This is a genomic window from Nitrobacter sp., from assembly GCF_051535215.1.
GTDB lineage: Bacteria > Pseudomonadota > Alphaproteobacteria > Rhizobiales > Xanthobacteraceae > Nitrobacter.
Genome location: NZ_JBPPLY010000002.1, coordinates 371,294 through 395,413 on the forward strand (window position 1 = coordinate 371,294; position 24,120 = coordinate 395,413).

The following is a 24,120-nucleotide window of genomic DNA, read 5'->3' on the forward strand; positions in this document are numbered from 1 at the left end:
CGGGGGGCGATCCTGTAGAAACGCCGGATGCTTGGACGCATTTTCACCGTCGGCGGATATACGCTGCTCTCGCGACTGACGGGGTTTGCGCGCGACATTGTGCTCGCTGCGATTCTCGGCGCCGGGCCGGTCGCGGATGCCTTCTTCGTCGCGTTGCGCCTGCCGAATCATTTCCGGGCGATTTTCGCCGAGGGAGCCTTCAACGCGGCGTTCGTGCCGGCCTATGCGCATGTTCATGGCGAGGGGGGCGATGCCTCGGCGCGACTGTTCGCCGATCGCATCTTCACGCTGCTGTTCCTGTCCCAGGTCGTTTTGCTCGTCGTGGCGTGGATTTTCATGCCGCAGGTCATGAGCATCCTGGCGCCGGGTTTTTCCGACGACGTCGAGCAACGACGGCTTGCGATCGAACTGACGCGGATCACCTTTCCCTATCTTCTCCTGATTACGCTGGTGACGCTGTACGGCGGCATGTTGAACGTCATGCATCGCTTTGCCAGCGCGGCGGCGGCCCCGATCTTCCTCAACCTGTCGATGATCATGACGCTGGCGCTCGCCGCCTTTTTCCCGAGCGCCGGCCATGCGGCGGCGTGGGGCGTGCTGATCTCCGGCTTCCTTCAGGTTTTTTTGCTGGCTGGCGATCTCGGCCGGCATGGCGGATTGCCGCGGTTCTCGCCGATCGAACTGAGCGACGACATCAGATCATTTTTTCGCGCGCTTGGGCCCGCGACCGTGGGCTCGATGGGCACGCAACTGGCGATGTTCGCCGATACCATCATCGCGACGTTTCTCCCGACCGGGGCACTGTCGGCGCTGTATTACGCCGACCGGCTCAACCAACTGCCGATCGGGGTGATCGGCATCGCCATCGGCACTGTGCTGCTGCCGGAAATGTCACGGCGGATTACGGGCGGCGATCATGAGGGGGCGACGGCGTCGCAGCGCCGGGCGTTCGAGTTCACGCTGTTGTTTTCGATGCCGTTCGTCGCGGCGTTTCTCACCGTGCCGGATGTCATCATGCGGGCGATGTTTGCGCGCGGCGCGTTTTCCGCAGCCGATGCCGCGGCCGCGGGAGCGACGCTGTCGGCTTACGCGGTAGGCCTCATCCCTTTCGTGCTGATCCGCAGCGCGGTCGCCACGTTCTACGCGCGCAAGAACACCGCGACGCCGGTGAAAGCCTCGCTCACGGGGATCGGAGTCAATCTCGCGCTCAAGGTCGCGTTGATGGGCTCGCTGGCGCAGGTCGGTCTCGCATTGGCCACCGCCATCGGTGCGTGGGTCAATCTGCTGCTCGTGATCGGATTTGCGGTGCGGGCGGGCTACTTCGAGATCGACCGTTCGTTGCGGGTCTCGCTCGGCAAATTCCTTGTTGCAGGCCTGGTGCTCGCGGCGGTGTTGTGGCTGACTGCGCACGTCGCCTCGGCGCAGTTCGCGCAATGGAGCACGATGCGCGACGAAGCGGCTCTTGGACTCCTGATCGTCGTCGGTGCGCTCGTCTATGCTAGCGTGATCCTGCTGCTGTTCGGCCCGCGCTGGCTGAGGTCGCTGGTGCGGGGCTAGCCTCGTGGGGCTGCCCTGCAGTATAACGACCCTGCAACGGCGGAGATCATATGGCTCCCGTGAAATTCGGCATCGGCCAGAGCGTCCGGCGCAAGGAAGACGACGCGCTTATTCGCGGCAAAGGCCGCTATACCGACGACCATGCGCCGCCCGGCGCGTTGCATGCGCTGATGCTGCGCTCGCCGCATGCCCATGCGACCTACAGGATCGATGCGTCGCGCGCCCGTGGCCTGCCGGGCGTCGCCCTGATCCTCGCCGCGGCCGACGTCGTAGACCTCGGCGGCTTGCCCTGCCAGTTCAACCTTCCGGACCAGCCTTTCACCGCGCCGCCGTATCCGATCCTTCCCCGCGACGAGGTGCGGCACGTCGGCGACGCCGTTGCTTTCGTGGTGGCCGACACCGTCGAGCACGCGCGCGATGCGCTCGAGGCGCTCGAGGTGGAGTGGAGGCCGCTCGCCTCGGTGGTAGGTGTCGACAACGCTGTGAAGAAGGGAGCGCCTCAGGTCTGGCCCGATCATGCTGGCAATCTCCTGTTCGACGTTTCGATCGGTGACAAGAATGCGACTGACGCCGCATTCGCTGGTGCGCATGCGGTGGCGGAAATCTCGATCGTCAATCCGCGCGTCGTCACCAACTACATGGAGACGCGCGCCGCCGTCTGCGAATACGACGCGAGGCACGATCGCCTGACGCTGACGGTCGGCAGTCAGGGCAGCCATCGGCTGCGCGAGATTCTTTGCCGCTCCGTGCTGAAGATTCCGACGGAAAAGATGCGTGTGATCTGCCCCGATGTCGGCGGCGGATTCGGCACCAAGCTGTTTCCCTATCGCGAATACGCCCTGATCGCGGTCGCGTCGAAAAAACTTCGCAAGGCTGTCAAATGGACGGCCGAGAGATCGGATCATTTCGTCGGTGACTCGCAAGGCCGCGACAATGTCACGACCGCACGCATGGCGCTTGCGCAAGACGGCAGGTTCCTCGGCATGGACGTCGACCTGATGGGCGACATGGGAGCCTATCTCTCCACCTTCGGTCCCTACATTCCCTATGGCGGAGCGGGGATGCTGCCGGGCCTTTACGATATCCAGGCGTTTCATTGCCGTGTGCGCGCCGTGTTCACCAACACCGTGCCGGTGGATGCCTATCGCGGCGCGGGCCGTCCCGAGGCGGCCTATGTGGTGGAGCGGCTGGTCGATGCCGCGGCGCGCAAGCTCGGCATGACACCGGACGCCATCCGGCGCAGGAATTTCATTTCGCCGAAAGCGATGCCGTACAGGACGGCGACCGGCAAGGTCTATGACTCCGGCGATTTCGCAGCGCATATGAAACGCGCCCAGGAGATCGCAAACTGGAAGGAATTTCCGAAGCGGGCGAAGGCTGCGAAAAAGCGGGGTCTGGTTCGCGGCATCGGGCTTGCGACCTATGTCGAGGTTTGCGGCACGATGGGGCGGGAGCGGGCCGACGTGCGGCTCAACGCAGACGGCGACGTTACCGTGCTGATCGGCACGCAGTCGAGCGGGCAGGGCCATGCCACCGCCTATGCGCAGATCATCGCCGATCAGTTCGGACTGCCGCCGGAACGAATTCATATGATCCAGGGCGACACCGACCTGGTCGTCTCCGGTCTCGGCACCGGCGGATCGAGTTCGATTCCCTCCGGCGGCGTCAGCGTCGAGCGGGCGACCCGCAAGCTCGGCGCCCAGCTCTGCGAGATCGCGTCCGAGGCGCTTGAAACCAGTTCGGCCGATCTCGAAATCAGCGACGGCTCGGTTCGTATCGCGGGCACCGACCGTTCCGTTTCCTTCGCCGATCTTGCAAAGCGCGTCACCGATCCCTCGAAGCTGACAGCCAACGAGAGTTTCAGCAGCGCCGACGGCACCTATCCGAACGGCACCCACGTGGTGGAGGTCGAGATCGACCCGGCGACCGGAAAGATCGGGTTGATCAACTATGTCGTCGTTGACGATTTCGGCATGACGTTGAATCCGCTTCTGCTGGCGGGGCAGATCCATGGCGGCACCATGCAGGGCATCGGCCAGGCGCTGATGGAGCAGGCGGTCTACGATGCCGCCGACGGGCAGCTCGTCACCGGCACGTTCATGGATTATGCGCTGCCACGCGCAGCCGACGGCACCTCAATCACGTTTGAGACCCGCAATGTCCCCTGCGCCACCAATCCTCTCGGGGTGAAGGGGGCAGGCGAAGCGGGCGCCATCGGCTCCTGCCCGGCGGTGATCAACGCCATCATCGACGGCCTGTGGCGCGAATACGGAATCGACCACATCGACATGCCGGCCACGCCGGAGCGAGTCTGGACGGCGATCCGGGAAGCTCAGCGCCATGACTAATTAGGACGTGTACCCATAAATTTGACGGCGTGACGGTCCTTCATCCGCTTTGCTTGGTATCGGCCGATGACACGCGATGTTGCGAAGTGGCGATGCGCATTGCTAGGATGGCAAATCCTTTGACAAGTTGCGCAAGTAGGCATCAACGCGTTTTAACAACAGAGCGCAACGTTGGATCGTGGCCTCGCTGTCATCAAAATCTCGGCGATCAAGCACAAGAAATTCTCGGACGATCGAGCCGGCAGGAAACTGCCGCCAGCTCAAGTCAATGTGATGCCACTCGTCACCCACCGGCAGACCATTCCAGAAATGGGTTTGTTCGCCTTCACCTGTCCAGACTTTACCCTTGATGACTTCGGTTTCTGGATAATAGTGCTGCACAACTCGGGAGGTTGGATAACATTGACCCAACGCGGGATTGCCGGCTTGCCCCGCCCCGTAAGCGGTTTGTCTATCCCAGGACGATTCCAATGCTTCACGAAGACGCAACATAAAGGTTGGGTCAGACCTCAGCATTTCGGGGATTGATAAGTCGCGAGTGGCTTCACCGACTCACTGTATCACAAGCTCGCACTTCCACGCCCATCCGGCGCGCAAGAATAAAGGGGCGAACCGGCGGTTCGCCCCTTTGCCGAATGTCTTATGTCCCGATTGGGCCGGACCCTACTTCGTGACCTGCCCGCGGATTTCGCCGCCCGGATGGGCTGCCGTATGGACATTGACGTAGTATTTGCCGGCCAAAAGGTCGGCGGCCTGCGCGTCGGTCAGCGTGGCGCTGCCTTCGGCGGGACTGGAGGTCGCATTTGGGATTGCAACCGCAATGCCCGCGTTCTGACCCGCGGCTGCCGGGCCGTGGAAATGGGCGGCCGTCGCCGGGCCGGTCAGACCCGAATAGGTCAGCTTCCAGGTCAGTTTTTTGGTCGCGGGATCATAGTTCGCGTCGACCGTCCCCGTGCCCTTGCTGGTATTGGCGGGTACTTCGGATGCGCCGTTCAGGGTTGCTTTGAGCGTTTCGGCGGACGCCTGGCCTGCCAAACCGATCGCGGCAGCGAAAGCGAGTGTGACGAACGAAATCTTGGCGGCTTTCATCGTTATCTCCTGATCATGTTCGGGTTGGCGCGAGCTTTAACCGCGCGCACCACCACTTGTTCCAGATGCAGGAGGGGCTAGTGTGGTGATTCAGAAGTTCGCTTCCTTGCCCAATCGAGTCCGTCAAGCGAACTTCTGAACCCTAAACCACACTAGAATCATAAAGTTGCTCGTGTCCCTTTGATTCCGAAGTTCGCATCAAAGGTTGCTGCAAGGGTATGCGAACTTCGGAATCGGGACACTAGTGGTCCAATTCTAACATTTGCATCCCGTTGCCGCAGGGAGTTCTTGCAAATGTTAGAATCAAAGGACCACTAGCAACTATCAGGTTTCTAGTGGAGTTTTGAATTTGACATTCGCCTGACACGTTCGCTGCAAAGTGGGTAGCGAATGTCAAATTCACTCCACTAGTTGGTTCCGAACGCCTTGAAAGTAATGATGGTGTGGGTGTCCTGAATGCCCGGAATGACCTGCACCTTTTCGTTCACGAAATGCCCGATATCGGTGTCGTTATCGACGTAAAATTTGGCCAGCAGATCGTAGTCGCCGGCGGTGGAATAGATCTCCGAGGCGATCTCGGCCTCCGCGAGAGCGTTGGCGACGGCATAGGATTGGCCGAGCTTGCACTTGAACTGGACGAAGAAAGGAACCATCGCTTATCTCCGGAGGACGTCAACTTGCAATATAACGCTTTCGGGCCGCGTGAATACCGAGCCAGCCGAAAAATCCAGCCGACCGTCGACTGAGAAGAGACATCCGGCGTCCGGCGCGCGCCTATGCCTGCCGTGAATGAATACCTATGCTGTGCAATCCGACGACCCTGGCGCGAGAATACGAATGACAGTTCCGATTGCCTTGACCATCGCCGGATCCGACTCCAGCGGGGGGGCGGGAATCCAGGCCGACCTCAAGACATTCGCGGCGCTGGGAGTTTATGGCGCGTCCGTTATCACGGCTCTGACGGCGCAGAACACGCAGGGCGTCTCGGGGGTCCACCATGTGCCGGCGGATTTCGTGACCGCGCAGATCGATGCGGTGTTCAGCGATCTCGATGTCGGAGCCGTCAAGGTCGGCATGGTCGCGGACGCCGCCGTGATCGACGCCATCGCCGACGGCCTGTCGCGCTGGTCGCCCGCGCATGTGGTGCTCGATCCGGTGATGGTCGCGACCTCGGGGGCTCGCCTGCTGGAGCGCGATGCGGTGGAGGCGTTGCGGAGCAAACTTGTTCCGCGTGCGCAATTGATAACGCCGAACCTGCCGGAGGCGGCGGCGCTGCTCGATGAAGCCGTCGCCGAAAGCGAGAGCGACATCGCGCGGCAGGGGCAGCGCCTGCTGGCGCTCGGCTGTGCGGCGGTCCTGATCAAGGGCGGGCACGGCCGTGGCGCGGAAAGCATCGACTATCTCGTCACCCACGACGGGATGCTGGCGCTTGCCGCTGCGCGCATCGCGACGAAAAACACCCATGGCACGGGCTGTTCGCTGTCGTCGGCCATCGCAGCCGGCCTTGCGAAAGGCGACGACACCGAAACCGCCGTGCGCGGCGCGAAGACTTACATCACCGAAGCGATCGCGGCGGCGGACCGGCTCGGCGTCGGTCACGGCCACGGACCGATCCACCATCTGCACAGGCTGGATCGCGGCTGACAGGTGTCGCCATCGAGATGATGCCTGTCATTGCGTTGTCATGACATCGTGTTAGCTGCTCCGTCATGGGGAGCGACGAGATGAACGAAGGCAATCCGGATTATCGTTTCCGAACCCTGTTCATCTCCGACATTCATCTGGGCGCTGGCGGTTCTCAAGCCGACCAGTTGCTGGATTTTCTCAGGCATCACGATGCCGAGACGATCTACCTCGTCGGCGATATCGTCGATGGCTGGGCGCTGAAGTCGAACTGGCACTGGCCGCAGTCGCATAACGACTTCGTCCAGAAGATGCTGCGCAAGGCGCGCAAGGGCGCGACGATTATCTACGTTCCCGGCAATCATGATGAATTCCTGCGATCCTACTATGGAACGCATTTCGGCGGCATCGAAGTCGTCGAGAGCGCGATCCACGAGGGCGCCGACGGGCGGCGCTATCTCGTCATCCACGGCGATATCTTCGATCTCGTGGTCCAGAACGCGCGCTGGCTCGCCCACCTCGGCGATAAAGCCTACGACTTCGCGATCCGCCTCAACCGCTTCGTCAACGCATTCCGCCGCTCGTTCGGGTTTCCGTACTGGTCGCTGTCGAAATGGGCGAAATTCAAGGTCAAGAATGCGGTGAACTACATCGGCGCATTCGAGCAGATGCTGGCCGGCGAAGCCCGTCGTCACGGCGCCGACGGCGTGATCTGCGGTCACATCCATCACGCCACGATCCGCGACGAGCGAGACATACGCTACATGAACTGCGGTGACTGGGTGGAGAGTTGCACCGCGCTGGCGGAGCACGAGGATGGCCGGTTTGAGATCATCACCTGGACCGACACGCTGCGGCGATCGTCGCCCCTCATGCTGACCAGCGCGCGTGCCGCCTGAATGCGTATCCTGATCGCAACCGACGCGTGGCTTCCGCAGATCAACGGTGTGGTGCGGACGCTGGCGATGACCGCCGCCGCGGTAAAGCCTCTCGGCGCCGACATACACTTTCTTACGCCGCAATCGTTCCGGACTGTTGCTCTGCCGTGTTACTCCGGCCTGCGCGTCGCGCTGCCGACGCCCCGCAAGATCGCAGCACTGATTGCGGAGGCCGCTCCCGACAGCATTCACATCGCGACCGAGGGGCCGATCGGTCTCCTGGTGCGCCGCTATTGCCGCAAGCACGGGCGGCCGTTCACCAGCAGCTTCCATACCCGCTTTCCGGATTACGTTTCGGCGCGGGCGCCGATTCCGGAAGCGTGGGTATGGAGCGCGTTGAATCGGTTCCATGGCGCCAGCAGCGCGGTCATGGCGGCAACCCCGGCACTTGCAGACGAATTACGTCAGCGTGGTTTTCGCAATGTGGTGCTATGGCCGCGCGGTGTCGACCTTGGCCTGTTTCATCCGCGCCCGACCAATCTCTGCCTGCCGCGCCCGATCTTTTTGTCGGTCGGTCGCGTCGCGGTCGAGAAGAATCTCGATGCCTTTCTCAGTCTCGATCTTCCCGGGACAAAGGTTGTCGTCGGCGACGGACCGGCGCGCGCGTCTCTTGAGCGGGCTTATCCGGATGCGGTCTTTCTCGGCGCGCGCACGGGCGAACAACTTGCGGAGACCTATGCCGCCGCCGACGTCTTTGTGTTCCCGAGCCGCACCGATACCTTCGGCCTGGTTCTTCTCGAAGCGCTGGCGAGCGGCGTACCGGTCGCGGCCCTCCCTGTGGCCGGTCCCCGTGATGTCATCGGCGATGCTCCGGTCGCCGTTCTCGACGAAGATTTGCGGTCGGCGTGTCTGGCTGCGCTGAAAATCGCTCCCGCGGCTTGCCTTGACTTCGCCGCAAGCCTCACGTGGGAGAAATCGGCCCGCATTTTCGTCAGCAATATCGCAGAGGCTTGCGCGGCCGAAGTGGGATGCGAGGCATGTCTCGTCACTCCGCAGTTCGTTGCCTGATCCGCGCCGGGTTCGCGATGGAAAATGTGGTCAGGAAAAGAACGCGATCTTTTCGGCCTGAGTCATACGCCGGATCGGAGCCAGCGGGTCGGAGCGGGGTGCGGCGCGCGAGACAATGCCGCTCTCCAGCAGCGATGCGCCGAGCGACGGCGGCTCGGCAATCTCGGGAATGGTCGCGGACTGCTCATGAGGACTTGCATTGGAGCTATTAGCAGCGGATTCGAAAGCCTGCTCCGGTTCGGCAATCACCGGATCGCCGATAGCGGCGTCTACGGTTTCGGACTCGTCGAAATCGGGCGCGCCCATTTCGAGAGCGATCATATCCAGCACGGCATCGTCATGCGCCGCGTCCTGTTCGCTCACGGCCGCAACCGGTTGTTCGCAACGGGTTTCCGTGTTTGCAGTATCGACGGTATCGACCTGCGCTTCGGATGAGGAAGCCGCGTTTTCCGATTCAACGCTGGAGTTTCTCACCGTTTCATCGTGAGAAACTCCAGGTTCTTGATTCGATGCGTTTTCTTCATGTGAACCGGACTCCGCGTCGCTCGAAAACGCTGTGACGGCATCGGGGGGCGCCTGCTCCGAAGGCGCGGTGTCGTCCGGCGAGGCGACAGTTTCGTGGTCGGCTGCCGGAGGCGGGCGCGCTGTTTCCGCGCGCGGTGAAGTCGTCGCGGCAGGAGAGTCCGACAACTCGTCGAGCGTCGACTCGATCAACCCGAATACAACTTGAAGCGCCGCGGAATCGTCTCTGGCGGCGAGCTGCTCGTGAACAGCATCAATTGCGCCAGCCTGCGAATCGAGAATATCGCAAATCCGGCTGTCGCCGCCGATCTCGCGCCACCTCCACGAGATTTCGCGGATGATGCGAACGCCCTTCTCGATCGGGGCGAGCGCATCGTCCATGATCCGCTTGTCGAATGACGCGGCTGCGGCGGCTTTCGCTTCGGCGATGCTAACCTTGATCGCGGCGAGAGCCTTGGGCAGCGCGTCGCTGGCCGCTGCCTGCTGTTGGGCGGCGGCGACGGTCTGCTCGATGCGTGCAACCGCATCGAGCACCATGGTGGTATCCGCATTGCGGTTGCGCTTGGCGTATTCGGTCAGAAACCATCGGCCCCGCGACGTCTCCATGAAGGCTTCGCGAATGGCGTCGAAGTCCGCAGCGCTGGGCGGAGCAGCGCTGGCGGACATCGGCGACAGGGCGAAAGCTTCATCGGCCATGGCAAACTCGTCGCGCAAATCATTGTGCGTAACTGTAACGATCACCATGATCCGCCGCAAATCGCAATTGAATTGACGCGGTCCGAATCAGAAATCCCCGACTCCGTCGCGTCGGGACGCCCAGTGATTCGCCGTAGGCCGGCCCCATGATTCGGTCGTCGCGCCATCTGGACGCTCGGCCGGCGGAATCAGCCCCAAAGCGCGGCGTCGGGCGGATAGACGGTGCTGCCGTCGTAGCGGAGACCGTCGTCGCGATCCTTGGCGAGCAACAGCGGACCATCGAGATCGACGAAACGGGCCTGCTGTGCGATCAGCATGGCGGGCGCCATCGACAGCGAGGTCGCGACCATGCACCCGACCATGATTTCGAAGCCCAGCGCTTGCGCCGCATCGGCCATGGCGAGGGCTTCGGTCAGGCCGCCGGTCTTGTCGAGCTTGATGTTAATGGCGTCGTAACGTTCGCGAAGGCCGTCAAGCGAGGTGCGGTCATGGACGCTTTCATCGGCGCAAATGCTGATGACCCTGCGAATTCGCGCCAGCGCCTCGTCTTTGCCCGCGGGCAGCGGTTGCTCGACGAGCGTGACGCCGGCGGCCTCGCATGCCGCCAGGTTCCGCTCCAGGTTATCAAGCGTCCATGCCTCGTTGGCGTCGACGATCAGTTCCGATTCCGGAGCCTGTTTGCGCACGGCCGCGATGCGTTCGGCATCGCCGTCGCCACCAAGCTTGACCTTGAGGAGAGGCCGACGCGCGGCTTTTGCCGTTGCGGCCGCCATGGCCTCAGGCGTGCCGAGCGAGATGGTGTAGGCCGTGGAACGAGGGGCCGGGGCAGGGCGATCCAGCAATGTCCAGATGCGTCGGCCGCTGCATTTGGCCTCGAGATCGCACAGCGCGCAGTCCAGAGCATTGCGCGCCGCCCCGGCGGGCATGGTAGATGAGAGAGAGAGGCGATCCAGACCCGCGGCGACAGGCTCCTGCATCGCGAGAAGGCTGGCGAGCACGCTCTCGGGAGTTTCTCCATAGCGGGCGTATGGAACGCATTCTCCTCGACCGGTGCGCCCGCTCCGGCTGATCTCGGCGACGGCCACGACGGCTTCGGTCTTCGCCCCACGGCTGATCGTGAAACTGCCCGCGATCGGCCAGCGCTCGATGCGGCATCGCAGCGTGGTTACGTCGTTCCGCGACGTTTTCAAATTGGGCAAGTTGGGCAGATCCGGAATTAGGCAGGCCTGAACGCTTCGCAGACGGTCGTGAGCGTGAAGGATATCGCACCACGAGTAGCTGACGTCATGTTAAAAGCTTCGCCTTGATAATAGCAGAGATTCGGGCCGGGAGCTGGTTTTGGGTGATAGCCCCACACTGCAGCAGATTGCGCGCGGCGATGCTCTGGCGCTGTGTGCGGCCGGAACCTGGACGGCGCGTTTCGCGCCCGCGCTCGAGCGGATGGTGGCGGATGCGGAAAAACTGGCCGGTAGCCGGTCAGGTATCTTCATCGACGTATCGCAAATCTCGGGACTCGACACCTTCGGTGCATGGCTGATCGAACGCCTGCGCCGCAATCTGACACAGGGCGGCATCGAGGCGACGATCGCGGGGCTGTCGGTGAATTATTCGAGCCTGGTCGATGAGGTCCGCCGCGTTCCCGCCTCCGCAGTTCCATCGGCGGTTCGCCAAAGCGCGTTGACCGGCCTGCTCGAAGACGTCGGGCGCAATGTTGTCGGGTTCGGAACGACGCTGACCGGCCTCATCGCAATGCTGGGCGCGGTACTGGCCGCCAGCGGCCGGGTCATTCGCCATCCGCGGTCGTTTCGCCTGACCTCGACCGTTCATCACCTCGAACAGGTTTGCTGGCGCGCGGTTCCGATCATCGTTCTCATCACGTTCCTGATCGGCTGCATCATCTCGCAGCAGGGCATTTTTCATTTCCGGAAATTTGGCGCGGATATCTTCGTGGTCGACATGCTCGGCGTCCTCGTGCTCCGCGAGATCGGCGTGCTGCTCGTTGCGATCATGGTGGCAGGCCGCTCCGGCAGCGCCTACACCGCCGAACTCGGCTCCATGAAGATGCGCGAGGAAATCGATGCGCTGCGCACCATGGGCTTTGATCCAATCGAGGTGCTGGTCCTGCCTCGGATGCTCGCGCTGGTGATCGCGCTGCCGATCCTGGCGTTTCTCGGCGCGATCGCTGCTCTTTATGGGGGAGGGCTAGTGGCGTGGCTTTACGGCGGCGTCCAACCCGAGGCATTTCTCATCCGGTTGCGCGATGCGATCTCGATCGATCACTTCGTTGTGGGCATGATCAAGGCGCCGGTGATGGCGGCCGTGATCGGGATCGTTGCCTGTGTCGAGGGGCTCGCCGTGCAGGGCAGCGCGGAGTCGCTCGGCCGGCGCACAACGTCGTCGGTCGTGAAAGGAATATTCTTCGTCATCGTGATGGACGGCCTGTTTGCGATCTTCTTCGCCTCGATCGGGATGTAGCAATGGCGGACGACGCATCCGATCCCATCATTCGCGCCCGCGACGTCTCGGTCCGCTTCGGCACCACGACGGTTCTGGACGGCTTGAGCCTGGACGTGAAGCGTGGCGAGATCCTCGGTTTCGTCGGCCCGTCGGGTGCGGGGAAATCCGTGCTGACGCGAACCATCATCGGACTCGTGCCGAAGGTCGGCGGCAGCATCGAGGTCTTCGGCGTCGATCTGGAAACCGCGAATGTGACCGCGCGGAGAGCGGTCGAGCGCCGCTGGGGCGTGCTGTTCCAGCAGGGCGCGCTGTTTTCGTCGCTGAACGTCCGCCAGAACATCCAGTTTCCGATGCGGGAATATCTCGACGTTTCGCAAGCCCTGCTCGACGAGATCACCGTCGCCAAGCTCGGCATGGTCGGACTGCGGCCGGAGGTTGCGGACCGCTATCCTTCTGAGTTGTCCGGCGGGATGATCAAGCGGGTGGCGCTGGCCCGCGCGCTGGCGCTCGATCCCGAACTGGTTTTCCTTGACGAGCCGACATCGGGCCTCGATCCGATCGGGGCAGGGGACTTCGACGACCTGGTGCGGACGCTGCAGCGAACTTTGGGGCTGACGGTTTTCATGGTAACCCATGACCTGGACAGCCTTCATACAGCTTGCGACCGCATTGCCGTTTTAGGGAACGGTAAGATCATTGCGGCAGGATCGATGGCCGATATGCTGGCCTCGCAGCATCCCTGGCTGAAAGCCTATTTTCACGGCAAGCGCGCCCGCGCCGTCGTGGGTTAAGCGGGACCGGAGCAGATTTGATGGAAACGCGGGCGAACTTCGTCCTGATCGGGTCGTTCACGCTCGCAGTGATCGCGGCAGCCTTCGGTTTCGTTCTCTGGTTCCAGGGCCTCCATACCACCAAGGCGCGCAGCCCGCTTCGTATCGTGTTCGAAGGATCGGCTTCGGGCCTGCGCAACGGCGGCAGCGTGAACTTCAACGGCATCCGTGTCGGTGAGGTGGTATCGGTCAAGCTTGATGACCCGCGCCGAGTTGTGGCGCTTGCGATGGTCGAAAACGCCGCTCCGGTTCGGAAGGACACCCGGGTCGGTCTCGAATTTCAGGGATTGACCGGCGTTGCTGCGATTTCGCTGAAGGGTGGCGAGGAGGCGGCGCCGCCGGTGCCTCTCGATCAGGACGGCGTTCCGATCCTCACCGCCGATCCGGCGGGCTTGCAGGATGTGACCGAGTCGATCCGCGCGACGTTGCAAAACGTCAATCGGGTCGTCGCCGAGAACGAAACGGCGGTGAAGAACACGTTGCAGAACGTCGAGACCTTCACGGCCTCGCTCGCTCACAACGCCGAGAAAATCGGCGACCTGGTGCAGAAGTTCAACGAGGTCATGAGCAAGGCCGACGGCGTCATGGCAAGGACCGATGACCTGATGCTCGGCCTCAACGCCATAGCTGGCGGCAAGGGGGGCGGCGAATTGCTTCCGGCCGTGAAGTCGATTCGCGAACTCGCCGAGGACTTCAACAAGCGCTCGGGCGCGCTGATGGCTGACGGCCGCCGCACCCTTGGCGACATCAGTCGGGCTGTCAATAATCTCGATCGCAATCCCACCCGCCTGCTGTTCGGTGCGAGCGCCAACGGCAGCGCGGCGACCGGCAGTTCGCCGGCTCCGGCGACGCCGGTCCGCCCTCCGAGGCGGCCGTAACGGCGCAGGCCTGCAGGGGCCTTGGACCCTCATTGCCGCGGCAGCGCTTCGTAAGCGATAAGGCGAGGCCTTTATCCAAGCCGTCCCGCTGCATGGGCGAGCAATGTATAGACCAGCCCTGTCTCCGACATCAGATGGTCGCGTATCGCCGTTGGCTCGCGCTCGTCGCGCGCGACTTCGTCCAGAAGGCGCTCGAATTCGGCGATGTAGCGATCCGCCGTCTGTTTGAACGTGCGGTCGGTCCGGTATTTGCGGGCGACCTCGTCGAACGTCTTTTGGCCGGCGGCCGTGTAGAGACGCTTGCTGAAAGCCTTGCGCTCGCCGCGCTGGTAGCGATCCCACATCTCCCCGGCAAGGTTGCGATCCATCAGGCGGCCGATATCGAGCGATAGCGAGTCCAGCGGGTTCGCGGCGGCTTGCTGTGCCGATCGCCCGGGGCGGTCATTGCCGGTATCGGCGCGGTTCAGCAGATCCGAGAGCCAATCGTCGCCCCCCTGGTCTCCGCTCGCTGGTGCGGCCGGAGGCGTGTCCGTGCGGCGGGATGACGGAACACCGAGGTCGGGCGGCGGCAGGTTCGACGCACTGCTGCTGTCGCGCATGCGAGACGCGGAGCGGGCCGTCGTCGCGCCGCGGCCATTGGCTATCGCCGCCATCGGCTCTTCCTCGTGCTGCGCAGCCGGTCGCCCGCTGCTGACGACGTCGAAGCCGTGACCATGGCGAGCGACGATCCGGTTAAGCTCGGCGAGTGCCTCGATCTGATCGACGATCACCTTGCGCATCTGGGAAGTGCTCTCGGCCGCTTCCTGCGGCATCTCGAACACGCCGCGGCGAAGCTCGTTGCGCGTTGCTTCCAGTTCGGTGTGCATTTCCGCGGTCATCTGCTTCATGTCCTGAACCAGCGCCGCGAACTTGTCGGCCGACCGCCGGAGCATCGCGCCGGCTTCCTCGGTCGCCTGCTGGCAGATCTCGCTCATGGATTCAGAGGTCAGACGGCGTTCTTCCTCGGTCGCCGTGCGGACGGCTTCGAACTGACGGCTGATCGCAGCCGATCCGACGCCGGCGGTCTCGGCCACCACCCGCGCGATATCGCGCGCGCGCTCTTCGGCGGCGGCAAGCGATTCATCGAGCAGGCTCGTAAACCGCGTCAGTCGCTGATCGAAGTCGGTCGTTCGCAGATCGATCGTCGCCACGAGCGATTCAAGCACGGACTTGCGTTCCTCGACCGACAATGCGGCGCTTTGGTTGCTCTGCTCGACCCGCGCTGCAGCTTCGACCAGAATGTTTCCATGCGTCTCGAACTGGCCGGACAGCGTGCTCAAATCATTGAGGGCCTGCGAGGCCTTGGCGTTGAACACCGCCAGTTGATCCTCGAGCGTCTGCGTCGCGAGGCCGTTTTGCGACGTGACGTCTTTCATGGTGGACACGAAGTCGGCGACGCGGGTGACGAGCGCACGCTCCAGCGAATTGAGATTTTCGTGCGCGCCGGTGAGGACCTCCTGAAGCAGGATGTTGCCCTCGCGCAGCCGTTCGAACAGGGCGACTGTATCGGTGCGGAGGATCTTGCTGGTTTCCTGCATGTCGGTGACGGCCGTGATGGACGCCTGCCGCGACTGTTCGATGGCCGAGCGCGACGCCTGCTCGAGATCCTTCATCGACTTGGTGATCGCGCTGGTCGCAAGTTCACCGGCGTTGGTGATGGTACGGACAACGTCGGAGCCGTTCGCAGCGATCGATTGCGAGAATGCCTGGCCCTTGACCTCGATCGACTTGAGGGCATCGGCCGTAACGCGGCTGATATCGGAGTTGAGCTGATCGGCCTTGCCGCCGAGAGCGTCGACCAGAGCTCCCCGCTTGCTGTCGATTATCTGCGAGAGAAGATCGGTCTGCTGCTGGACATAGTTGACGATTTCGTCGGTTTTGCCCGTGATCGTCGTGCCGAAGCTGCCGCTGGCGGCAAAGATCAGGCGCTCGGCGTCGGTCGATACCGACTTGACCTTGGTGCTGACTTCATTCGACGCGGAGACGAGGGCGGTCTGCGCATTCTGCGCGCTGGCCTGAATGATTTCCGTTGTATTCGCCGCGGCGGCGTGGAGAGAGCGTTCGATATCCAGAGAGATCGCCTTGATCTGGCTGGCGGAGTCGGCGGAGGCGGTGGTGAGCGTGGTCTGCGCCTCGCGTGCGCTGCCGAGGATGGCGGCGGCGGAGTCGGCGCCCACGGTGGTCAGGGTCCGCTCGACCTCGTTCGCCAGTGATTTGACGTGGCCGACTGCATCGGCCGAGACGGCGGTGAGCGCGGTCTGCGCTTCGCGTGCGCTGCCCAGAATGGCAGCGGCCGTGTTGGTGCCAACCGCCGTCATCGTCCGCTCGATATCGCTGGCCAGCGATTTGACGTGTGTCGCGGCATCCGAAGATGCGGCGACCAGCGTGGTCTGCGCCGCGCGCGCCCCGGCCAGCACGGAATCCGCGGTGTTGGTGCCGGCGGCGGACAGCGTCTGCTCGATTTCCGCCGACAGGGATTTGACCTGGCTCGCCGTCTCGGCCGATGAGTTGATCAGCGTCGTCTGCGCATCCCGGGCGCTGTTGAGGATGGAGTTGGCGGCGGCGGTTCCGGCCGAGGTCAGCGCGCGTTCCACCTCGGTCGAGGTCAATTGCAACTGGGCGCCCACTTCGGTCGAAACCGAAAGCAGGGATTGCTGGGCGGCGCGCGCGCCGGTCTGAATGGTTTCGCTGGTATTGACCACCAGATTGGTCAGCGAGCGCTCCGCGTCGTCGACATGGGACTTGATGCCGTGCGACAGTTCCTCCGCGCGCACCAACAGAGCCTCGCTGGCCTGCCGTCCACTGGATTCAAAGCGGCCGGCCACGGCTTCGACCCGCGATCCAAGCAGGTCTTCGAACTGGGCGACGCGCGTTTCGATCGTGGTCGCGACCAGACCGACGCGCTCGTCGAGACCCTGGTGGATTTCCTGGAATCGCGCCGTGATCGTATCCGCAAGCATCGCGCTGCGATCGTCGATGGTCTCGGTCACTCCCGAGATGCGCCCCTCGAGCGCCGCAACGGCCTCCGTCGCGCCGTCGCTCAGCGAGGTTGCGAAGTGGGCGAGGCGGCTCTCGATCGAGCCGATCGCATGGGCGGCGCCATCGGACAGCGACGAGGTGAGGGTGACAAGCCGGTTCTCGATCGTCGCCGTGACCGACTTTGCGCGTGAGTCGAAGGTTTGTTCGAGCACCGCGAGGCGGCCGTTGACGGACTCGTCGAAGGACCTGATTTTGGCGTCGAACGAGGCGTCGAGATTGGTGACGCCCGACTGGAGCATGGTTTCGAAATGCGCCAGACGCTGATCCAGCGCGGCGCTGATCTCGCCGCCGTTGGAAGTCAATCGCGAATCGAAGGTATCGACATAGGCCTTCATGCTCCGGGCTATATCTTCGGTGCGCTGGCCCAGGCGATCGACGATCTCGCCGCCGAACGTCTTCACGGTACGGTCGAATTCCGAGATGTGGCGGGTAATGAGCGCGCCGAGCGTGCCGCTGTCGCGTGCGAACTTTTCCGCGAGTTCGCTGCCCTGGTCCTTCATGAGCTGATCGAACGCGCTCATCTGGAGGCTGAGCGTATCGTGCGCGGTTTCGGTCTGGGTAGCGACCTTGGCGACCAGCGTATTGACCGTGACATCGAGCGCTTCGCCCGCCTTGTCGCCGCATGAAAGAATCCGGGTCGCCAGCCGGTTCCCGGCATCGTCGATCTTGCTGGCGAGGTCGGCGCCGCGAAGCTCGAGCTCCACCAACAGGGAGTCGCTGGAATTCTTCAACGAGTCATGGACCTGTTCGGTGCGGTCGGAAATGCCTTCGACGATGGAGGCCGACTTCTGCTCGAATTCGTTGGTAATCCGGTCGACCCGCTCGTTGAGCATCTCGTGGACGCGGTCGGCCAGATCGGCGAACTCGTCGTGGACGTGGCCGGTCTTGAAGTTGAGACTGCTGGTCAGGCGCTCGCTCGCGTCGAGCACGGCGCGCGCGGTCTCGGCGCTGGCCTCCTCGAGCCGGTCGAGCAGGTCGCCGCCACGTTCGCCGAGCGCGAGGATCATATTGTCGCCGGCATTGCTGAGTGCCGTCGTGATGTGCTCGCCGCGCTCTTCCAGCGCACCGGTTATGCCTTTTGCGACCTCATCGACACGCGAGGCGATGGCATCGCTGATCAGTGCGATGTCGTGTCGCAGGTCGATCTGGACACCCGAGATGGCGCTGCGGACCTGCTCGGCCTGGCCGACGAGATTGTCGCGCTGGAGCGCGATATCCTGAAGCAAGGCGCGAATCCGCACCTCGTTGTCGGAATAGGCGCGTTCCAGCGCGGCGACCTCGTTGGCGACGAGGGCTTCCAGTTCGCCGGCGCGTGCGATGGCGCGTTCGACGCCGTCGCCCATCGCAGCGACTTCACGCCGGATCGCCTGTCCCACCGTTACCACCGAATCGCTGGCGAGGCCCTCCGGCTCGGAAAACCGGATCGCGACCTGCGCCATCGATTGCGCGATCATGCGCAGTTCCTGGCCGCGCCAGGCCAGGCTCGCCAAGAAATAGAACAGCAGAACGGGAGCGAAAAACAGGGCGATCAGGCCGGCGAGGGCGAGCGTGCCACCGCTGCCCTGGCCCATGGCAGCCTGAAGCGAGGGCAGGAAGCTGATGGTCAGAAAGCCGGCGCCGAGAATCCAGATGCCTGCGAAAAGCGAGGCGAGCGTATAGATATTGCGGGCCGGGCGGCCGTTCTGGATAGCCTGAAGAATCTGGCCGATCGTCTCGCGATCGTCGTTGGCGGGCCGGCGCTTGAAGAGCGACGCTTCAGAGCTATCGAAGCCCGGCCGGTCTGCCGTGGCGCGGGCGTCAAATCCGTCCTCGCCCTGGATCCCTGCAGGGGAGAACGGCGGTGTGACGTCGGAGCGGGACTGGTCCGGACTGCCCGCCGACGCCTCGCCGACGTTCAGAGCCTCCTGAATGGCGGAAAGAGCGACCTCCGTCGGATCTTTGACCTTCTTGGGATTATTCGCCATGTCAGTCCACGCCCTCGTGTTAGCAACCCGCAAGTTCGCGTCGCCGCTGCAAGTCCCTGTCGTCGCCGACCCCGAGCCCCAAGCTGGTTTTCCGGGCGCGGCCGTTGCCGCCGCCCGTTTTGTCGGTCGCTTCCTCCAACATCCTATTGGCTTGGCGTCTCGAATGAAATGGGCGTGATTAATACAATCTTAATCATCGTTAACGGCCGGCTGAGCTAACTGCTTCGAGTTGTTCGAAATTGTTGATGGGTCACCCAAATTCCCCTGGAAGCGGCGACAGCCTCGCGGTCCGTACGCGAAACGTTCCGTTAACCAGTTTCGTGATTGGCTCGCTCGGCAGGCCGCGCGGCAACCCATCCACCTTTGCAGCGGACCCGGATCGCAGCAATGCCATATTCCCTTGAGCAGGTCGTTTGGATGCCCTCGCCGCCACTGGTTCCAGACGACGGCCCGATCGATTTCGACCATCTCCGCCGCATGACGCTCGGCGACAGTCGTCTCGAGCGCGAGGTTCTGGCGATGTTCGCGGGTCAGGCCGCGTCGCTGGCAGCCGCTCTGGCGCAAACCCCGGCGAACGCCGCGGCTCTTGCGCACAAGCTGAAGGGTTCGGCACGAGCGATCGGCGCGGTTCATGTCGCCGCCGCCGCCGCCGATCTGGAGACTGCTCTGCGCAACGGCACCGATGCGGCAGAGCCACGGACGGCGCTGGATCAGGCCGTCAGCCGGGCCCGCGAAGCGATCGACGCGATCCTGCGCCGGTCCTGATGCCGCCGGCGACCCCTGACGAATAGCCCGCCTTTTTGCGCCGAACGCTGGCGCTGGCCGGATCGTTTCGTTATAGGACAGCCGAACCGTCCCTCATGATATCTATGTTCGGCAGCACTGCACCCATGACCAAGATCAACTTTGTCGACCATTCCGGCGAAACCCGTACTGTTGACGTCGAGAACGGCGCGACCGTCATGGAGGCGGCGATTCGCAACGCCGTTCCGGGCATCGAGGCCGAATGCGGCGGCGCCTGCGCCTGTGCCACCTGTCACGTCTATGTCGACGAAGCCTGGACCGACAAGGTCGGCAAGCCGACGCCGATGGAAGAGGACATGCTCGACTTCGGCTACGACGTGAGGCCGAATTCGCGGCTGTCGTGCCAGATCAAGGTGAGCGACGAACTCGATGGCCTCGTGGTCATGACGCCGGAACGGCAGGCGTAAACACCTCCATCAGCGGGACGCCGCCGGCATCGCCTGGCGCGGCCTGAATATTTCAACGGAAAAGAATTTCGACATGAGCGAAGCGATCAAGACGGATGTGCTGATTATCGGCGCCGGTCCCTGCGGACTGTTCGCCGTATTCGAACTGGGGCTGCTCGATATGAAGGTGCATCTTGTCGACATCCTCGACAAGATCGGCGGGCAATGTGCCGAGCTTTATCCGGAAAAGCCAATTTATGACATTCCCGGCATTCCGCTGGTAACGGGCCAGGGTCTCACCGAGGCGTTGCTCGAGCAGATCAAGCCGTTCGACCCGACATTCCACCTCAACGAGATGGTGGAGAGCATCGAGAAGATCGGCGAGCCCGGATTCCGCGTCACCACCGACGCCGGAAAGGTGTTCGAGTGCAAGGTCGTCGTGGTCTCGGCAGGCGGCGGCTCGTTCCAGCCGAAACGGCCGCCGGTGCCCGGCATCGAAGCTTATGAAAACACCTCGGTGTTCTACGCGGTGCGCAAGATGGAGCAATTCCGCGACAGGGAGATCCTGATCGTCGGCGGCGGCGACTCCGCGCTCGACTGGACGCTCAACCTGCATCCGCTGGCGAAGCGCATCACGCTTCTGCATCGCCGCGACGATTTTCGCGCGGCGCCTCACAGCGTCGAGCAGATGCGCAAGCTGGTTGCTGACGGCAAGATGGATCTGAAGATCGGTCAGGTCACCGCGCTGGAAGGCACGGACGGAAAACTCTCCGCCGCGCAGGTGAAGGGTAGCGACAACGCGATGTCGACGATCAGTTGCGATACCATGCTGCCGTTCTTCGGTCTGACGATGAAACTCGGGCCGGTTGCGAACTGGGGACTTCAGCTTGAGAATAACCTGATCCCGGTGGAGACCGCGTCGTTCGAGACCAATGTGCCCGGCATCTTCGCGATCGGCGACATCAACACCTATCCCGGTAAGCTGAAACTGATCCTCTCCGGCTTCCATGAGGGCGCGCTGATGGCGCAGAAGGCGCATCGCTACGTCTATCCGGACAAGCGGCTGGTGTTCCAGTACACCACCTCGTCGTCGAGCCTGCAGAAGAAGCTCGGGGTGAATTGAGGCCGGCTGAAGTGTGCGGCATTGTTTTCAGCGCCGCGAACTGAGTGTCGTCACCGGGCTTGCCCCGGTGATCCTTCCGTTTTCAATATTTTAGAATCTGCGGCGAGCAATTCCAGCGCTCAGATTAACCGCTATTGCTGCGGCTGTATCGGGGCAGGTGGGGCCGGAGCCATCGATGCAGGCGGGAGCGCGAGCGGCGCCAGCGGTTCGCCCGTTACCTCGCTGCCGTCTGCTGCATTGAGATGCAGTTCGGCCTCGACCGCAGGCAGCGCCGCGTCCGCCATCGCGGCATGGCCTTCTGCGGTGGGATGGATCGCGCCGCCGTAGACGGCGGAGAGCAGGCCCCATGTCGCGTCATGGATGTCGGAGGGCTGCATCGATGCGGGCAGCGCCTGCGGATAGGTCATCGCCGTGAAGTAGCTGTCGTTGGCGTCGCGAATCCAGCGTGCGCGCGGCAGATAGGCGCGGAAGTCGCTCGCCGGCTGCCCGCAGGTCATGGGCTGCTGCGGCGCCGCCACGATGTCGCTGACGAAGCTGTCGCCCCTGGCCGAGAAACATGCGCGATCGAATTCGGGATCGTTGGCGGAGCGCGCGCAAAATCCGTGATCGGCGAACGCCGTCTGATGCGCCGCGACGAACGTCATGCGGTCGCTGTCGGGATCGCGGCAGATCACGCCGGATTGGCAGAGCGCGATCGCCTTCAGCCGCGGCAGGAATTCGTTCTGGACGTAGCCTGTGACCTCGGCGAGCCGTCGCGGGTCGGCGTTGAACGAGGGATGCACGTCGAAGCCGGCCTTCCCGCCGGTACAGGGCGCGCCGCCGTTGGCCAGCGCCGGATTGGCGTAGGAGACGAACACCACGCGCGACAGGTCGTTGCCCACCAGAGGCTTCAATGCGGCGCGGAGCTTGCCGAAAGATTGCGGCAGGTCGCGCACGAGGCCGGATCGTGAATCGTCGACCGACTCGATCAGGCCGCCGCGCTTGAATAACGCGCGCTCGGTCGGCGCGTCGACGATGACGTCGGAGACGAGGCCGGAGAAATTGATGTCGTTGGCGCCGATGGTGAGCAGCACGAGATCGAGCTTGCGGTCCGGCTGGCGGCGCTTCGCAGCCGCAAGCGCGTCGCGTAGTTCGGCGATCTGGCCGTTGACGGTGCCCTGACACTTGGCCGAGGACAGGCATTCGCGCGCGCGCTGCGAACCGAGCAGGCCGTCGGGGATACTGGCGCCAGTGCAGGCGAGCGGCAGGTAGGTCACCGCAATGTGCGGATATCGTACCGCGAGCGCAAGCGCGGTGCGGGTCTGATAGCTGTAGAGCGAGCGATGGCAGGCCGCGTTCAGCCAGAGCGCGCCATAGTGCTGCCAGGTCTGGAGCGGGCCGGCGGTGCCGCAGGCACGGCCGCCTTTGTATCCCGCGCGGCTCGGCCGGTAATACTCGTCCGCCGCGCCGCCGAGATAGGAGCGGAAGCAGAAGCCTTCGTCCGACAGCGCAATGGCGCGGTCCGGATTGCCTTCGCCTGAGGCGATGGAATCGCCGAGACCGGCGATGAGGACGTCGCGCACCTTGATCTGGGTCATCAGGCGCTGCGGTGCGTCGCTCCCGCTCGTGACATCGACCGTGGCATTGGTGGCGCGGCCATAGCGGGCGCGGAAGTCGATCGGCTCGGCGCAGTCCTGCGTCGTGGTGCGCGGGCCGTCGCCGTCGTCGAACGACCAGGCGCATACCGCACCGACCGGAATCGCGCCGGTCAGTCGCACGGTGACCGGATGCTCCGTCGGCGTCAGGTAGCTTTCCTTGATCTTGTCTCTGGTGCAGGGTTCGCTGATGTGGCCGCCGAGATCGATGCAAAGCCGGTTCACGGCGTTGCGGGCCCAGCCGCGGCCGTCGCTTTGTAGTTCCAGCGCCTGCTCGGCTGCGAGGATGCTCTGGTTGCGTTCGGTGGCGACGTGGATCTGGAAATCGCGCTCCTCGCGGAACAGTCGGAAACGGTTACGAACCTCCCACGAGATCTCCATTCCGCCGGCAGGCTGGCTCTGGACCGATGTGGCCGGACGGTATGGGTCGGGCTCATCGGGCGCGGGCTGCGCGACTGCGTGCTGCGCGGCGAGCATGCCGAGAAAAATCAGGATGATGCGGGCGAGGGAGGAGACGGAAGTGCGAGCCATGAGGAGTTTTGACGCGATAGTTTTGGCGGAAATAAGAGGAAGTCGTCGATGGTGGCGATGGATGAAGCGAATGTGACGGGCGAATGATCGCTGGTCGCGACCGGGACCAGCGTTGCGGCCGGCAGGTTCGCGTGGCGTCGGATCAGTCCTGCGAGACCCGCGTCTTGACCGCGGGCGGCGGCGCTGCCGTGTTGTCCGCAGCGGTGTCGCAGCGGCTACCGCTGTCGTGGACATTGTCGCCGCCATGGCCGTTAATCAAGCGGCGCCGTTGCCAGGGCTGCACGACGTTGAGCCAAAGCTCGCGCGCGCCCATGATGGTGATCGCAAGGGCGAAGGGAATCATGAAATACAGCATGCGGTATACGAGGAGCGTCGCCAGCAACTCCTCCTTGCCGAACTGCGGCAAGGCTACCAGCATCGCTGCGTCGAAGACGCCCAGGCTTCCGGGGGCGTGGCTGGCAAAGCCGAGCAGGGTTGCCAGAATGAAGACCACCGATACCGAGACGAAGTCGATCGGCGGCTGCGCGGGCATCAGCAGGTACATCGCCGAAGCGCAGAAGCCCAGATCGACGACGCCGATCAGGATTTGCACGAAGGTCAGCGGCGCCGACGGCATCACGACTTTCCAGCCGTTCTGCCCAAGCTCGCGGCGGT

At 63.5% G+C, this 24,120-nt stretch carries 19 protein-coding genes; 11 read left to right on the forward strand and 8 right to left on the reverse strand.

The window, feature by feature from the left end; genetic code table 11:
- Positions 1-27 precede the first annotated feature (27 nt).
- Together murJ and ACS3WB_RS04355 are read left to right on the forward strand one after the other, a co-directional pair.
- A complete protein-coding gene (gene murJ / locus ACS3WB_RS04350) occupies positions 28-1,557 on the forward strand; it encodes a murein biosynthesis integral membrane protein MurJ (protein WP_438274335.1) in 1,530 nt (509 codons plus the stop codon).
- Positions 1,558-1,607: 50 nt separating this feature from the next.
- Positions 1,608-3,905 carry a xanthine dehydrogenase family protein molybdopterin-binding subunit gene (locus tag ACS3WB_RS04355; RefSeq protein ID WP_438274336.1) on the forward strand — a complete coding sequence of 766 codons (2,298 nt, stop codon included), beginning with the start codon at positions 1,608-1,610 and terminating at the stop codon, positions 3,903-3,905.
- A 102-nt stretch (positions 3,906-4,007) separates the two neighbouring features.
- Here ACS3WB_RS04355 and ACS3WB_RS04360 read toward each other — a convergent pair whose 3' ends face one another.
- The 3 genes from ACS3WB_RS04360 to ACS3WB_RS04370 all read right to left on the reverse strand — a co-directional run bounded on the left by ACS3WB_RS04360 (position 4,008) and on the right by ACS3WB_RS04370 (position 5,647).
- The gene (locus ACS3WB_RS04360) at positions 4,008-4,421 is read right to left on the reverse strand and encodes a YunG family protein (RefSeq protein WP_438274337.1); all 414 of its coding nucleotides are present in this window, start codon (positions 4,419-4,421) and stop codon (positions 4,008-4,010) included.
- A 147-nt stretch (positions 4,422-4,568) separates the two neighbouring features.
- Positions 4,569-4,994, reverse strand: a complete 426-nt coding sequence (locus ACS3WB_RS04365; RefSeq protein WP_438274338.1) for a CHRD domain-containing protein — start codon at positions 4,992-4,994, stop codon at positions 4,569-4,571.
- A 407-nt stretch (positions 4,995-5,401) separates the two neighbouring features.
- Positions 5,402-5,647, reverse strand: coding sequence for an Lrp/AsnC ligand binding domain-containing protein (locus tag ACS3WB_RS04370; protein WP_412773235.1), 246 nt, complete (start codon positions 5,645-5,647; stop codon positions 5,402-5,404).
- A gap of 184 nt (positions 5,648-5,831) precedes the next feature.
- Here ACS3WB_RS04370 and thiD point away from each other — a divergent pair, with 184 nt between their 5' ends.
- From thiD to ACS3WB_RS04385, 3 genes are all read left to right on the forward strand, one after another.
- Positions 5,832-6,638 (forward strand): bifunctional hydroxymethylpyrimidine kinase/phosphomethylpyrimidine kinase, encoded by an 807-nt coding sequence (gene thiD / locus ACS3WB_RS04375; protein WP_438274339.1) that lies wholly within the window; start codon positions 5,832-5,834, stop codon positions 6,636-6,638.
- A gap of 80 nt (positions 6,639-6,718) precedes the next feature.
- Positions 6,719-7,516, forward strand: a complete 798-nt coding sequence (locus ACS3WB_RS04380) for a UDP-2,3-diacylglucosamine diphosphatase (protein WP_438274340.1) — start codon at positions 6,719-6,721, stop codon at positions 7,514-7,516.
- Positions 7,517-8,563 carry a glycosyltransferase family 4 protein gene (locus ACS3WB_RS04385; protein ID WP_438274341.1) on the forward strand — a complete coding sequence of 349 codons (1,047 nt, stop codon included), beginning with the start codon at positions 7,517-7,519 and terminating at the stop codon, positions 8,561-8,563.
- A 30-nt stretch (positions 8,564-8,593) separates the two neighbouring features.
- On the opposite strand, the gene ACS3WB_RS04390 is transcribed toward ACS3WB_RS04385, so the two are convergent.
- A complete protein-coding gene (locus ACS3WB_RS04390; RefSeq protein WP_438274342.1) occupies positions 8,594-9,781 on the reverse strand; it encodes a hypothetical protein in 1,188 nt (395 codons plus the stop codon).
- Positions 9,782-9,969: 188 nt separating this feature from the next.
- Positions 9,970-10,980: an N-acetyl-D-Glu racemase DgcA gene (dgcA, locus tag ACS3WB_RS04395; protein ID WP_438274343.1), complete on the reverse strand. Its 1,011-nt coding sequence runs from the start codon at positions 10,978-10,980 to the stop codon at positions 9,970-9,972.
- A 139-nt stretch (positions 10,981-11,119) separates the two neighbouring features.
- On the opposite strand from dgcA, the gene ACS3WB_RS04400 reads away from it, so the two are divergent.
- Genes ACS3WB_RS04400 through ACS3WB_RS04410 form a run of 3 tightly spaced genes read left to right on the forward strand, consistent with a single transcriptional unit; the run spans position 11,120 to position 13,946 of the window.
- Positions 11,120-12,256 (forward strand): MlaE family ABC transporter permease, encoded by a 1,137-nt coding sequence (locus ACS3WB_RS04400; RefSeq protein WP_438274344.1) that lies wholly within the window; start codon positions 11,120-11,122, stop codon positions 12,254-12,256.
- A 2-nt stretch (positions 12,257-12,258) separates the two neighbouring features.
- Complete coding sequence (locus ACS3WB_RS04405) at positions 12,259-13,029, forward strand: ABC transporter ATP-binding protein (protein ID WP_438274345.1); 771 nt, start codon at positions 12,259-12,261, stop codon at positions 13,027-13,029.
- Positions 13,030-13,049: 20 nt separating this feature from the next.
- On the forward strand, positions 13,050-13,946 hold the full coding sequence (locus tag ACS3WB_RS04410; protein WP_438274346.1) for an MlaD family protein: 897 nt from the start codon (positions 13,050-13,052) through the stop codon (positions 13,944-13,946).
- Positions 13,947-14,017: 71 nt separating this feature from the next.
- Here the strand turns inward: ACS3WB_RS04410 and ACS3WB_RS04415 are convergent, their stop codons facing one another.
- The gene (locus tag ACS3WB_RS04415) at positions 14,018-18,988 is read right to left on the reverse strand and encodes a methyl-accepting chemotaxis protein (protein ID WP_438274347.1); all 4,971 of its coding nucleotides are present in this window, start codon (positions 18,986-18,988) and stop codon (positions 14,018-14,020) included.
- Between the two features lie 387 nt (positions 18,989-19,375).
- Between ACS3WB_RS04415 and ACS3WB_RS04420 the strand changes: the two genes are divergently transcribed.
- From ACS3WB_RS04420 to ACS3WB_RS04430, 3 genes are all read left to right on the forward strand, one after another.
- Positions 19,376-19,753, forward strand: a complete 378-nt coding sequence (locus tag ACS3WB_RS04420) for an Hpt domain-containing protein (protein ID WP_438274348.1) — start codon at positions 19,376-19,378, stop codon at positions 19,751-19,753.
- Between the two features lie 125 nt (positions 19,754-19,878).
- The gene (locus ACS3WB_RS04425) at positions 19,879-20,199 is read left to right on the forward strand and encodes a 2Fe-2S iron-sulfur cluster-binding protein (RefSeq protein ID WP_292618404.1); all 321 of its coding nucleotides are present in this window, start codon (positions 19,879-19,881) and stop codon (positions 20,197-20,199) included.
- A gap of 73 nt (positions 20,200-20,272) precedes the next feature.
- Entirely contained in the window at positions 20,273-21,301 is a 1,029-nt protein-coding gene (locus tag ACS3WB_RS04430) for an NAD(P)/FAD-dependent oxidoreductase (protein ID WP_438274349.1), read from the forward strand.
- 131 nt (positions 21,302-21,432) lie between these two features.
- Here the strand turns inward: ACS3WB_RS04430 and ACS3WB_RS04435 are convergent, their stop codons facing one another.
- Both ACS3WB_RS04435 and ACS3WB_RS04440 read right to left on the reverse strand, forming a co-directional pair.
- Complete coding sequence (locus tag ACS3WB_RS04435) at positions 21,433-23,466, reverse strand: hypothetical protein (protein WP_438274350.1); 2,034 nt, start codon at positions 23,464-23,466, stop codon at positions 21,433-21,435.
- A 142-nt stretch (positions 23,467-23,608) separates the two neighbouring features.
- Positions 23,609-24,120 (reverse strand): lysylphosphatidylglycerol synthase transmembrane domain-containing protein (locus ACS3WB_RS04440; protein WP_438274351.1); only part of this gene is annotated, 512 nt, incomplete at its 5' end.